Here is a 13,595-nt window from a genome sequence, read left to right as displayed (position 1 = left end):
CCGCTTGGATCAGCCCTGCGGTCGAAGGATGATCACGCCCAGCGGCGGCAACGTGAGTGACAGCGAGACTTGCTCGCCGTGCGCCTCCACAGGCTCGGCGGCCATGCTGCCGCCGTTACCCACATTGGAACCACCGTAGCATTCGGCGTCGCTGTTGAAGATCTCCTGCCAACGGCAGTCGACCGGTACGCCAACACGGTACCCCTCGCGTACCACCGGCGTGAAGTTACCGACCACCAGCAACGGTTCACCTGCCGAGTTTCTGCGCAACCAGGCGAACACACTATTGGTGCGGTCGTCGCCGATCAGCCATTGAAAGCCCGCTGGGTCGGTATCGAGCTCATGGAGCGCCTGCTCTTCCACGTACAAGCGGTTGAGGTCGCGCACCAGGTTCTGAGCGCCGCGGTGATCGGCCTCGTCGAGCAGATGCCAGTCCAGCTCGCGATCATGGCTCCATTCGCGCCACTGACCGAACTCCGCGCCCATGAACAGCAGTTTCTTACCGGGGTGAGTCCACATGAAGGTCAGGTACGAGCGAAGATTGGCAAACTTCTGCCAGCGGTCACCCGGCATCTTGTCGATCAGCGAACCCTTGCCGTGCACGACTTCATCGTGGGAAATCGGCAGCACGAAGTGCTCCGAGTAGGCGTAGACCATGCCGAACGTCAGCTTGTCGTGGTGGTACTGCCGGTGGATCGGGTCCTCCTCGATGTACTTCAAGGTGTCGTGCATCCAGCCCATGTTCCACTTGTAGGCAAAGCCAAGCCCGCCCTCGGATGTAGGCTTGCTCACGCCGGGAAAGGCCGTCGATTCCTCGGCAATCACCAGAGCGCCGGGCGTCTCGGTCGCAACCACGTCGTTCAGGTGGCGCAGGAAGTCGATCGCTTCCAGGTTCTCGCGCCCACCGTGACGGTTGGGAATCCACTCGCCTTCTTTGCGCGAATAGTCGCGGTAAAGCATCGACGCAACCGCATCGACACGCAGCGCATCGACGTGAAATTCACGCAGCCAGTGCAGCGCGGAGGCCAGCATGAAGCCGTGCACCTCGGTGCGTCCCAGGTTGTAGATGTAGGTATCCCAATCCTGGTGGAACCCTTCGAAGGGGTGCGCGTATTCGTACAGCGCGGTGCCGTCGAATTCGCCGAGGCCATGGGCGTCGGTTGGAAAATGCGCCGGTACCCAATCCAGGATCACGCCGATACCGGCGTTGTGGCAGGCATCGACGAACGCGGCGAAGTCATGCGCGGTGCCGTAGCGCGCGCTCGGCGCAAACTGCGAGAGCAGCTGGTAGCCCCACGAGCCCCCAAAGGGATGCTCCATGATCGGCATGAGTTCGATATGAGTGAAACCCATGTCCACCACATAGGGAATCAACCGTTCGGCGAGCTCGTGCCAGTCGTAAAGGCGCCCATCGTCGCCCCCCTCGCGGCGCCATGACCCTGCGTGCAGCTCGTAGATGCTCATGGGCGCCTGGTAAGCGTGACGCGCCTGGCGTTGCTCCAGCCAGGCCTGGTCCTTCCATACGTAATCCAGCGGGCTGGCGATCACCGAGGCGGTGCCCGGTGGCATCTCGGTCGCAAGCGCGATGGGGTCCGCCTTCAAGGGCAGGATGCCGTGCTGGCCCAGGATCTCGTACTTATAGCGATCGCCAGGCTGTAGGCGAGGTATGAAAATTTCCCAGACGCCAGACGGGAAGCGCAAGCGCATCGGGTGGCGACGACCATCCCAGGCGTTGAAATCGCCTACTACCGAGACGCGCCGCGCATTTGGCGCCCAGACGGCAAACCGCACGCCTTGCACCCCGTCGACTTCCATCGGCTGAGCGCCGAAGACACGCCCGATCTCCCGGTGGTTGCCCTCGGAAAACAGATACATGTCCATCTCGCCCAGCTGCGGGCCGAAGCTGAACGGGTCTTCGGTGACTTGCTCACCCCCGGCCCAACGAATCCGCAACAGATAAGGCTGCTGGTTGGCCAGCCGGGTGAATAAGAAGCCCGGCGCCTGGCCTTGCTCCATGGCGGCGAGCACACGGGTTCCGCTGCGGTCCAGGACTTCGGCGCCGAGCGCGTTGGGCAAGTAAGCCCGTACCATCATGCCGTCTCCGTCCGGGTGTGGCCCGAGAATGGAAAACGGATCGCCATGTTCCGCGCGCACCAGCGCGTCAACGTCAGCGTCAGTTGGCAGCAGGTTTTCTCCGGGCATGGTCACGACCGGTCGATCACTCATTGGGAACCTCCATCGGAAATCTGTTGTGCCAGCTCGGCCAATCCCTGCAATGGAACCGACAGCCAGGCCGGACGGTTCTCTGCCTCGTACGCCACTTCATATGCAGTCTTTTCGATGCTGAACAGGGCAAGGGCCGCATCGGCACCGGCAGCGTCCTTCCAGGCATGCGGCATTTTTGCCGTCGCTTCGCGGTAAGCCTCGAGGAACACCCGCCGCGCGCTCTGCCGGTAGGTGTCGGATATGTTGCGCCGCGCCTGGTTGGCTTCTTCGGAGCTATCGCTTATCTGCGCGTTTCGCAGTGCCATGGCGGTGGCATATTCGAAGGACCGAAGCACGCCAGAAACATCCTTGAAGGGGCTCAGCTTGGCGCGCCGCTCTTCCAGCGAACGGGCGGGCTCGCCTTCGAAGTCGATGAAATAGGCATCGCCCTGCGCGACAAGGATTTGCCCGAGGTGCAGGTCGCCGTGCACCCGCGTGCGCAACCCGCCCAGGGTTCGGTCGGCCAGGCGCTTTACTTCGCCGAGCAAGGCTTTGCGTTGGCCGAGCAGCTGGTCAACCTGAGCGGCGGCCTTGCGGTCAAGATCGCCGCGCCGATCCTGCAACAGGTCCAGTGCACGCTCGACTTGCGCCGAGATGGATTGCGTCCATTCCTTCGCATCGGCGGCCTTGGTTTGCTCACCGGCGAAGGCCGGGTTGTCAGTCTTGACCGCGAGCGCCATGTGCATCTCGCCGAGGCGCTGGCCAAGCAGGCGATTGAAGGCCTCCAGTTCTTCCAGCGCGCTGTACTGGTTTTCGTGCAGGGACACGCCGCCAGCAATCTGGTCACGTACCGCCCGGTCCAGCGTATTGAGCGTCCACTCCCATGCGTCGCCTTGGTTATCGAGAAAACGCTGCACGACCATCAGCGCGTGCGGCTCGCCGTTCTTGTCGAACCGGCTGACCTGCCCGAGCATCGCCGAGATGTGCGTAAAGCCTTGCTCGGTAAGGAAACTGCCCATCTCCAACTCAGGGTGCATGCCCGCCGAAACCCGGCGCAACACCTTGATCATCATGCTGCTGTCGATGATGGCCGAACTGTTCGACTGCTCGGCCGTGAGGTAGCGCACTTCGGCGTCCTCCGGCAGTTCGATGTCCGCCAGCTGCGGCATCGGCTGAAAGCGAATCTCGCCGTCGCCGCACGGGAGCACCCGCTCCTCTCGCAGCGCCTGAATTACGCCCAGCACGAACTGTTTGAGCGCAAAGGCGTCGGTCAGCAACCCGACCTGGGGGCCACGGCGCACCCGCGCCATCGCCAGTTGTTGAGGCAGCGCGATGTCGAAGTCGTCTTCGTCGAGGAAACCCAGCGGCAGCTGGTACAGATCGGTGCGCCCGCCGGACTCTACAGAAATCTCGCTGAGCAGCACCGGGCGTTGCGGATCACCAAAAGGCACGCTGTAGCAGATCTTGATCGAATCGATCGGCGCGTCCTTGCTGGCGAACCAGCGACGCTTGGGCAGGTAGGCCGGCAGTGACTCGGTCTCCAGGATGCGCTTGTTCGATGTATTGAGCGCATCCAGGCGCTTGAGTACCAACGTCTGGAAGTCGGGCATGGTTTCCACCGGTTCCTGGTGCCAGCTGGGCATTTGGTGACTGGTCGCCAGCTGGAACCAATAAAAGCCATAGGGAGGCAGCGTGAGCAGGTACGGCAGTTGGCCGATGGGCGGAAATGCGCTGCCCCCAACCATCTCGACAGGCACCATTCCGGCGTAATGCGACAGTTCGAGTTCTGCCGCCTGGGCCGAACGCGAAACGTTGGCGACGCAGAAGATCACTTCCGTTTCGCCGGTCGGCCCCGTGAATTCGCGCAGGTAAGCAAGAATTCTGCGGTTGCTGGGTGCCAGCATCTTCAGCGTGCCGCGCCCGAAGGCCTTGAACTGCTTGCGGATCGAGAGCAGGCGCCGCGTCCAGTTAAGCAGCGAATGCGGGTCGCGCTGCTGCGCCTCGACGTTGATCGCCTGGTAGCCGTACAGCGGGTCCATGATCGGTGGCAGTACGAGGCTCGGCGGGTCCGCGCGGGAGAAGCCTCCGTTTCGGTCCAGCGACCATTGCATGGGCGTGCGCACCCCGTCGCGGTCGCCGAGGAAGATGTTGTCCCCCATACCGATCTCGTCGCCGTAATAGATCACCGGCGTACCGGGCATCGAAAGCAGCAAGCTGTTCAGCAGTTCGATGCGTCTGCGGTCGCGTTCGAGCAGCGGCGCCAGGCGCCTGCGGATACCGAGGTTAATGCGTGCGCGCTTGTCACTGGCGTAGTAGTTCCAGAGATAGTCGCGTTCGCGGTCGGTGACCATTTCCAGCGTCAGCTCATCGTGGTTGCGCAGGAAGATCGCCCACTGACAGTTCTCGGGAATATCGGGCGTCTGCCGAAGGATGTCCGTAATCGGAAAACGGTCCTCCTGGGCCAGCGCCATATACATGCGCGGCATCAACGGGAAATGGAACGCCATGTGGCACTCGTCGCCGAGCCCACCGTCTTCCCCGCCGAAGTACAGTTGGGTGTCTTCCGGCCACTGGTTGGCCTCGGCGAGCAACATCCGATCCGGGTAGTTGGCGTCGATTTCGGCGCGGATCTGCTTGAGCACCGCATGGGTCTCGGGCAGGTTCTCGTTATTGGTGCCGTCGCGCTCGACCAGATACGGAATCGCGTCCAGCCGAAGCCCATCGATCCCCAAATCCAGCCAGTAGCGCATGACGCTGAGCACAGCCTTCATGACTTGCGGGTTGTCGAAGTTGAGGTCCGGCTGATGCGAGTAGAAGCGGTGCCAGAAGTACTGCTTGGCGACTGGATCCCACGTCCAGTTGGACTTCTCGGTGTCGAGGAAGATGATCCGGGTGCCTTGGTATTTGTCGTCCGTATCGGACCAGACGTAGAAGTTGCGTGCCGCCGACCCCTTCTTGGCCTTGCGCGCGCGCTGGAACCAGGGATGCTGGTCCGAGGTGTGGTTGATCACCAGTTCGGTGATGACGCGCAGCCCGCGCTTGTGTGCCTCGGCAATGAAACGCTTGGCATCGGCCATGGTGCCGTAGTCTGAATGCACGCCACGGTATTCCGCGATGTCGTAGCCGTCGTCACGGCGCGGCGAGGGGTAGAACGGCAACAGCCAAATCGTGTTCACGCCGAGATCAGCGATGTAATCGAGCTTATCGATCAAGCCCTCGAAATCACCGACGCCATCGTTGTTGGAGTCGAAGAAAGACTTGAGGTGGACCTGATACACCACCGCGTCTTTGTACCAGAGGGGGTCTTTGATGAAGGCCGCCGGTTTACGTGCTCTCGCCATGTCTCATTCCCCTGTTCCGCTTCGCCCCGCCAGCTGCAAGGGCGAAAAGCAGTCAGCGACTGGCAGGCTCTAATCGCTATCAAGAAAGCCACGCATGCCACTGAAGTTGTTAGCGTTCTTCTTCCTTCTTAATAAATCACTTTAAGTCGGGATTCATCGCATCTGACGATATCCGCCAGATGCCGAAAGGCAGGTGCCACGGCTCGATGCGCATCCATTGAGTCTTGCCGTACCAGGTCCAGCGGTGCCCGTTCATGAGGTCTTCGCCGCGAGTTTCGGCATGATCTGGCAGGCCCAGCTCCCAGAGCGGAAGTTCGAAATGCGCTTCCTGAGCGTTGTGCGGGTCAAGGCTGATGGCGACCAGGATGAAGTTCTTGCGATCCGGGGTGCGCTTGCCGAAGTAAAGAATGTTGTCGTTGTAGGCCGTGTAGGCCTGGAAGCCGAGATGAGTCTGCAGCGCCGGGTTCTGGCGGCGGATGCGGTTGAGCTGAGCGATCTCGGCGACGATATTTCCCGGGGCGTGATAATCGCGCGGACGGATCTCGTATTTCTCGGAGTTGAGGTATTCCTCCTTGCCTGGGATCGGCGCGGACTCGCACAGCTCAAAGCCGGAATACATACCCCACAGGCCAGAGCCCATGGTCGCCAACGCCGCACGGATCAGAAAGCCGGGCCGACCGGAGTCATGCAGGAAGAAGGGATTGATATCCGGGGTATTGACGAAGAAGTTTGGCCGATAACAGTCGCGCAGCGGGTGCTGGTTCAGCTCCGTGAAGTACTCGCTCAGCTCGGCCTTGTTGTTTCGCCAGGTGAAGTAGGTGTAGCTCTGGTTGAAACCGACCTTGCCGAGCCGCGCCATCATCGCCGGCTTGGTGAAGGCCTCAGAGAGGAACATCACGTCCGGGTCGCGTTCGCGGATATCGGCGATCAGCCATTCCCAGAACGGCAACGGCTTGGTGTGCGGGTTGTCGACGCGGAAGATCTTCACGCCCTGCTCCACCCAATGCCAGACGACGTCGCGCAGGGCGATCCAGAGGCCGGGCATGGCGTCTTCGGCGTAGAAGTCGACGTTGACGATGTCCTGGTACTTCTTGGGCGGGTTCTCGGCGTACTTGATGGTGCCGTCCGGCCGCCAGGAGAACCAGCCCGGGTGTTCGTTCAGCCAGGGGTGGTCTTGCGAACATTGGATGGCGAAATCGAGCGCGATTTCGAGCCCGTGTTCGCGCGACGCACGGACCAGTTCGCGGAAATCATCCAACGTGCCCAACTCGGGATGAATCGCATCGTGCCCGCCGGCTTCGCTACCAATGGCGTAAGGGCTGCCAGGATCGTTCGGCCCGGCCTCCAGGCTGTTGTTACGTCCCTTGCGATGCTTGCGGCCGATAGGATGGATCGGCGGGAAGTAGAGCACGTCGAACCCCATGTCGCGGATCGAGGGAAGCCGCTTGTGGACGTCACGAAAGGTGCCGTGGCGGTTCGGATCGTCGGTCTCCGAACGCGGGAACAGCTCGTACCAGCTCGCGAACTGTGCCAACGGCCGCTCCACTTCCAGCGGGAAGTTATGGGTCTGGCTGAGGTGCGAACGTGAGTCGGCATCGACCATGGCGGCAGCCGTTTCGCCCGCGAGCATCACCGAAACCCGCTCGTCGTCGAGGTGTGCCGAGTCCAACCGGTGTAGCAAATCCTCTAGCGTTGCGCGGGTTTCGCCTTGCGCCCGCGATATCGCCTGCTCCAGAAGAAGACGCCCCTCTTGAAGTTCAAGCTGCACGGGTACACCGGCGGCGTGCTTTTTCGAGAGTTCGTAACGGTAGGTCTCGTAGACATCCCACCAGGCTTCGATCATGAATTCATGCGTGGCGACCTGGGTCGGCGTGAACTGCCCTTCCCAACTGTCGTTGCCGAGCAGCTTGAGCCGTGCGCGCCGCCAGCCGTCCTCGCCCTTCATCCGCCAGCAGATGCTGGCGGCGAGCTGGTCGTGGCCGTCGGCAAAAATCTTGGCGGTGACGGTTACTGGGTGGCCAATGATTGCCTTGGCCGCAAAACGCCCGCCTTCGAGCGTTGGCTGGATCGCCTCGATGGCGATACGTGGGGTGCGCAGTGCTTGTTCCAGTCGGGGATGAATTGGGGCTTGGGGCTGTGCATCGCTCATCGAACGGGCTCCTGACGCGTGATCGGTGCGAAGGGAAAACCCGCGATGACGGGCTTTCTCGGGCTCTGTTCTTCCGAACCAATACACGCGACAAAAGTTCAGCCCAGGCGACCGCTACCGCCTGACGCAGAGCCGTTTCGCCTGTTAATAGCCATGGTCAGAGAGGTGGGCGCTGCCAGGCTTGTCAGCGAGCGGGCGGCTGCAGCGCTCGCTGATGCTGCTTCAGTCGCCAGGAATCAACAGCGGGTTGTAGCCAGTGCGGGCATAGGTGCCCTGCTCGGCCAGGAGCATGTCGAGGGCGAGACTGGCCAAGTCATCGGCGATGGGGTCTGCGCGGCCATGAATCTCTCGCTGCATCAGCTTCAAGTAGCTGTGGCAGCCGTCGCAGGTCTCGGCCTGCACTGGCAGCACGGCCTTACCGTGCTCGTCCTTCAGTTCGACATAAAGGAGCTTGCCGCCACTGTCGCAGACACTGCACTTGACGCGTTCCAGATGCCATTCTGTCGCGCACAAGGAGCAGTGCAGATACCGCACACCGCTGCGATGCCGTTCGTTATGCACCACGCTGGCTACCGGTGCCGAGCCACAGGTCGGGCACAAGGCGCGGGCTTCGCCCGTCGGCCGCTCGGGTGGGCGTGGCAGGCTTATCGCCAGCCGAGCCCAGCTCACCTGCAAAGCCGCGGCCACCAGCGGCAACAAGGGCCGCGTGGTCTCGTCTCCAGAGTTGGCCTCAAATACCGTTTCAGCCAGGGCATCCAGCGCGGCGCTGTCTTTGTGGCGCAGGGCGTCGATAAAAGGCCGCTGGCGTTCGCCAATGTGTAACTCCATCGCATCGAGCATGGCATTGAGATCGTCCTGCCAGCGAACGTCGCGCCGCAAAGCCGTGAAGCCCAGCGGCGGCATGCCGTGTTCGAGCGCCCTGTCGAACGCATCCGCCTGGGGGCGCCAGGCTGGCTCATGCTCGGTCAGCACCTGGTGCTGGGCCTGTACGACACGCGCCATGAAGGCCAGAAACTCATCAAGCGGTGGCACCTGTTCGACCAGCTCGCGCAGGCGAGTGGCACGCTTGCTGAACAACTTGGCATCCGGAAGTACCACATACGGCGCCTCCATGATCCCGGACGGCGCACTTCCATAGGTGTGGTTCACTACTGCTCCTCAGGTTCGTTTGGACGGCACGTCGCGGTTCGGCGACAGACCACCCGGATCGTCATAGCCTTCCTTGCGGCGCACTTCGTCATACCACAGGCCGTGATGATGCCGCGCCCAGGCGTGGCTTACCCGACCCTGCGTCATGGCCCTGATCGAGCCCTTCACCCAGATTGCCGAGTAGATATGGATCACCAGCGTGATGATCGCGATGAAGGCCGTGTAGGCATGGATAGTCACCGCCCAACGCAGTGCCCAAACCGGCATGTCATCGGCGATCCAGGGCCGCCACAGCACGAAACCGGTCACGAGCAGCACCGGTACCGTGGCGAGGAAGATCCAATAGACGAGCTTCTGCCCGGCGTTGTTCTTGCCTACCGGCGGCAGCCGCTCGTCACGGTTGCCCAGCACGTCACGGATCTGCTTTACCCACTGAACATCATGCCGGCGGATTAGGTTGTCGCGAAAAAAGCGCACCGCCTGGATGACGAAGAACAGCGACATGAACACTCCGATGTAGGGGTGCACGATGCGCGTAGGTTCCGGCCCGCCGAACAGCGCTGTCAGGCCGAAGAACGCCGGGTAGAACAAAGCCAGCCCGCTGAGCACGAGCAGCACGAAGCTGATCGCGATCAGCCAGTGGTTGACGCGCGTCCACCAGCCGTACCGCAGGATGCCGTGCTTGACGTTCGAATGGCTCATAACCTGTCCTCCCCGCGCCGGTCGAGGTCGCGATCGGCCGCAGCGAGCTCGGGATCGGGATCATCCTCCGGCTCCTCCTTCGGCCCCTTCATGACGTAGTGGAAGAAGCCGGCCAGCACCGACATGCCGAGCGCCACGGACATGATCGGCTTGGTCACACCCTTCCACAGCTCCACCGTCGGGCTGATGTGCGGGTCTTTCGGCAGGCCGCTGTAGATCTCCGGCTTGTCGGCGTGCTGCAACACGTACACCACGTGGGTGCCGCCTACGCCCGCTGGGTCATAAATCCCGGCGTTCTCGTATCCCCGGCCCTTGAGGTGTTCGACCCGGTGCGCGCCGTAGTCGAGCATGTCTTCCTTGGTGCCGAACATGATCGCCGAGGTCGGGCAGCTCTTGACGCATGCGGGCTCCAGCCCGTGATAAACGCGGTCGGAGCACAGCGTGCATTTGTAGGCCTTGTTGTCTTTTTTCGATATCCGGGGAATATCGAACGGGCAGCCGGCCACACAGTAACCGCAACCAATACAGTGCTCGGAGTTGAAGTCCACGATGCCGTTGGCGTACTGCACGATGGCGCCAGGCGAAGGGCAGGCCTTGAGGCAACCCGGCTCGGCGCAATGCATGCAGTTGTCCTTACGGATCAGCCACTCGAGGTTGCCCTGCTCGTCCTCGTATTCGGAAAAGCGCATGACCTCGAACGACTCCGGCGATAAGTCCTGAGGGTTGTTGTAGGTGCCATCGCATTCACCGACGTCGTCACGCAGGTCATTCCATTCCGAACATGCCACCTGGCAGGCCTTGCAGCCGATGCACACGGAGACGTCGATTAGTTTGGTGACCTTCTCGACGCCCCCGTGCCGCACCTGCGGCGAGGGGGTCGTCGTGGCCGATCGGGCGATGATGTTCTGCAGGTTGATCTGGTCGCCTCGCATCAGACGGCACCTCCGATTTTCTCCACGTTCACCAGGAACGACTTGAACTCTGGTGTCTGGGTATTCCCGTCACCCACGAAAGGCGTCAGGGTGTTGGTCAAGTGCGCCTTCTTCGCGACGCCCTTGAACCCCCAGTGGATGGGAATGCCGATCTGATGCACGGTGCGACCATCGATCTGCAACGGCACCATGCGTTTCGTCACCACGGCAACCGCCGTGATGTAGCCGCGCTTGGATGTGACGCGCACGCGCTCCCCTGCCACGATGCCCAGCTCGCTAGCCAGCACCTCGCTCATCTCAATGAATTTCTCCGGCTGGGCGATGGCGTTGAGGCGCACATGGGTCGTCCAGTAATGGAAATGCTCAGTGAGGCGGTAGGTAGTCGCCGCGTACGGGAACTCCTTGTTGCTGCCGAACGAGTCACGGTCCTGCTCGAACACCCGCACCGCCGGATTGTGCAGTGCCAGCGGGTTGTCCGGGTTCAATGGATTGCGATCGATCGGGCTCTCCATCGGCTCGTAGTGTTCAGGGAACGGGCCTTCGTTGAGCCACTCACAGGCGAAAAAATGACCGCCGCCCGTCTGCGTCACGATGAACGGCCGTACGCCCTGTGATGGTGGCGAGTTGATCGGGAAGTCCGGCACATCGGCACCGGTCCAGCGCTCACCGTTCCACCAGACGAACGCCTTGTTCGGCGCCCAAGGCGTGCCATCGGGCCGAGCGGAGGCGCGGTTGTAGAGCAACCGGCGGTTCATCGGCCAGGCCCATGCCCAACCGAGCGTGTTGCCGGTGTTGTATGGGTCGGCATTGTCCCGCCGCGCCATCATGTTGCCTTCCTGCGGCCAGGCGCCGGAGTAGATCCAGCAGCCGCAGGCGGTAGAACCATCCGCGCGCAGCTCGCTGAAATCCTTCAGCTGCTCGCCCTCGCGCCGGATGACATTGCCAGCGTCGTCCGTAATGTCCGCAAGCGCCCGGCCGTTGTACTCCATGGCCAGCTCGTGGGCTTTCGGGAAATCCGGATCCTTGTAATTCCAGGTGAGATTCAGGATCGGATCCGGGAAGGCTCCGCCCTCTTCTTTGTACATCTCCCTCAGGCGCAGGAAGACCTCAGCGAGAATTTCCGTGTCGGTCATCGCCTCGCCTGGCCCAGGTGCTGCCTTCTCATGCCATTGAAGCCAACGAGAGCTGTTGGTAATCGAGCCATCGTCTTCGGCGAAACAGGTCGTTGGCAGCCGGAACACTTCAGTCGCGATCTGCGACGGGTCGACATCGTGGTATTCGCCGAAGTTCTTCCAGAACTCGCCTGTCTCGACCTTCAGCGGATCCATGATCACCAGGTACTTGAGCTTCGACAGGCCATCGAACACCTTCGCCTTGTTCGGGAACGCCGCAAGGATGTTGAAGCCTTGGCAGAAGGCGCCCGTCATCTTGCCCAGCGTCATGTCGTTTACGGCATACAGCACGTCGTAGATCGGTTCCGAGAGCTTGGGCAGCCAGTCGTAGCACCAGTTGTTTTCCTGGGTCGCGACGTCGCCATACCAGTCCTTCATCAGGCTGACGAAGAAGCGCTCGTAGAACTTCCAGTACGACACCTCGCCTTCGAGTAACGGCAGCTTGACGCGGGTCTTCATGTAGTCCTGATACGACTGCAGATTCACCGACGGCAGGTTCATGTAGCCCGGCAACAGGTTCGACAGTAGACCGATGTCGGTCAGGCCCTGGATGTTGGAATGCCCACGCAGCGCGTTCACGCCGCCGCCGGGCATACCCATGTTGCCGAGCAGTAGCTGAACCATGGCGCCGCAGCGGATGATCTGCGACCCGATGGTGTGCTGCGTCCAGCCAAGCGCGTACAGGATGGTCATCGTTTTGTCGGGGGCCGAGGTCTGCGCCATCAGGTCCCATAGCTGCAGGACCGTCTCCTTCGGCATCCCACAGATGTTCTCGACCTGGTCGACCGTGTAGCGGCTGTAGTGCTGGCGTAGCAGCTGGAAGACGCAGCGTGGGTTCTGCAAGCTCACGTCGCGACGGGCGAAGCCGTTTTCGTCGAGCTCGAAGTTCCATGTCTTGCGGTCGTAGTTGTGCTTGTCCGGGTTGTAGCCGGTGAACAAGCCTTCATGAAAGCCGAAGCCCTCGGCTACGATGAGGCTCGCATCGGTGTACTCGAGCACGTACTCGTGGGCGTAGCGGTCGGTTTCGATCAGGTAGTTGATGAAACCGCCGAGAAAGGCGATATCCGTCCCTGTCCGTAGCCAGGCGTGATAGTCCGCCACCGCCGTGGTGCGGTTAAACCGCGGGTCGATGGAGATCAGGATCGCATTGCTGCGTTCCTTGGCTTTGATTACCCAGCGGAAACCGACAGGGTGCGCTTCAGCGGAGTTGCCGCCCATGGACAGGATGACATTGGCGTTGGCAATGTCGGTCCAGTGGTTCGTCATGGCACCGCGACCAAATGTTGGGGCAAGACCTGCCACCGTTGGTCCGTGTCAGACGCGCGCCTGGTTGTCCAGTTTGAGGATGCCGAGCGCGCGGGTGATCTTCTGCGTCAGATAGGCCGTTTCGTTGGTGCAGGCCGAGGCCGCCACCATCGAGGTCGTCATCCAACGGTTGACCAACCTGCCCTGCTCGTCGTGCGTCTCGAAATTACGATCGCGGTCATCCTTCATGTGCCGGGCGATGCGGCTGTAAGCCTCTTCCCAACTGATGCGCTTCCACTCGTTGGTGTAAGGCTCGCGAACTTCGGGGTATTTCACCCGTGATTCGCTCTTGATGAAATCCAGCACGCCCGCGCCCCGTGGGCAGAGCGAGCCGCGGCTGACCGGGTGGTCTGGGTCGCCTTCGACATGGTAGATCTCGTCGACCACATTGGCCGCACCGTCCCCACGTGCGTACAGCAACATGCCGCAACCCACCGAGCAGTAGGTGCAGATGTTGCGGGTAATTTTGGCGCCGGTCAGTTTGAAGTGACGTATCGACGCGACGGCTTCATCAGGCGCAAATCCCATCATTGCCATGCTCGAGGCGCCCACACCGGCCGCACCGAACTTCAGGAACTGTCGCCGGGATACTCGCACGGTCATCGGTATCTCCTGCTACTTGTTATGTCTGCCTCATCGG

The 13,595-nt window shown here is 61.7% G+C and carries 7 protein-coding genes; all 7 read right to left on the bottom strand.

What is annotated here, in order from left to right; genetic code table 11:
• Window positions 1-9 precede the first annotated feature (9 nt).
• Window positions 10-2,226: a 1,4-alpha-glucan branching protein GlgB gene (gene glgB / locus KXR72_RS00715; RefSeq protein WP_437419221.1), complete on the bottom strand. Its 2,217-nt coding sequence runs from the start codon at window positions 2,224-2,226 to the stop codon at window positions 10-12.
• Window positions 2,223-5,546, bottom strand: coding sequence for a maltose alpha-D-glucosyltransferase (gene treS / locus KXR72_RS00710; RefSeq protein WP_437419220.1), 3,324 nt, complete (start codon window positions 5,544-5,546; stop codon window positions 2,223-2,225). The genes glgB and treS overlap by 4 nt, the downstream gene beginning before the upstream one ends.
• A 136-nt stretch (window positions 5,547-5,682) precedes the next feature.
• Window positions 5,683-7,695 (bottom strand): alpha-1,4-glucan--maltose-1-phosphate maltosyltransferase, encoded by a 2,013-nt coding sequence (locus KXR72_RS00705; protein WP_437419219.1) that lies wholly within the window; start codon window positions 7,693-7,695, stop codon window positions 5,683-5,685.
• Window positions 7,696-7,917: 222 nt separating this feature from the next.
• A complete protein-coding gene (fdhE, locus tag KXR72_RS00700) occupies window positions 7,918-8,808 on the bottom strand; it encodes a formate dehydrogenase accessory protein FdhE (protein WP_437420346.1) in 891 nt (296 codons plus the stop codon).
• Window positions 8,809-8,853: 45 nt separating this feature from the next.
• Window positions 8,854-9,546, bottom strand: a complete 693-nt coding sequence (locus KXR72_RS00695) for a formate dehydrogenase subunit gamma (RefSeq protein ID WP_437419218.1) — start codon at window positions 9,544-9,546, stop codon at window positions 8,854-8,856.
• Entirely contained in the window at window positions 9,543-10,478 is a 936-nt protein-coding gene (gene fdxH / locus KXR72_RS00690) for a formate dehydrogenase subunit beta (RefSeq protein WP_437419217.1), read from the bottom strand. Before fdxH ends, KXR72_RS00695 begins: the two co-directional genes overlap by 4 nt.
• Entirely contained in the window at window positions 10,478-13,552 is a 3,075-nt protein-coding gene (fdnG, locus tag KXR72_RS00685; RefSeq protein WP_437420345.1) for a formate dehydrogenase-N subunit alpha, read from the bottom strand. The genes fdxH and fdnG overlap by 1 nt, the downstream gene beginning before the upstream one ends.
• Window positions 13,553-13,595 lie beyond the last annotated feature (43 nt).

The organism is Stutzerimonas chloritidismutans (assembly GCF_051486945.1).
In the GTDB taxonomy this organism is placed as follows: Bacteria; Pseudomonadota; Gammaproteobacteria; order Pseudomonadales; family Pseudomonadaceae; genus Stutzerimonas; species Stutzerimonas chloritidismutans_B.
Note: the sequence above shows the minus strand (reverse complement) of the source record. Positions and strands in the feature narration are given on the sequence as shown.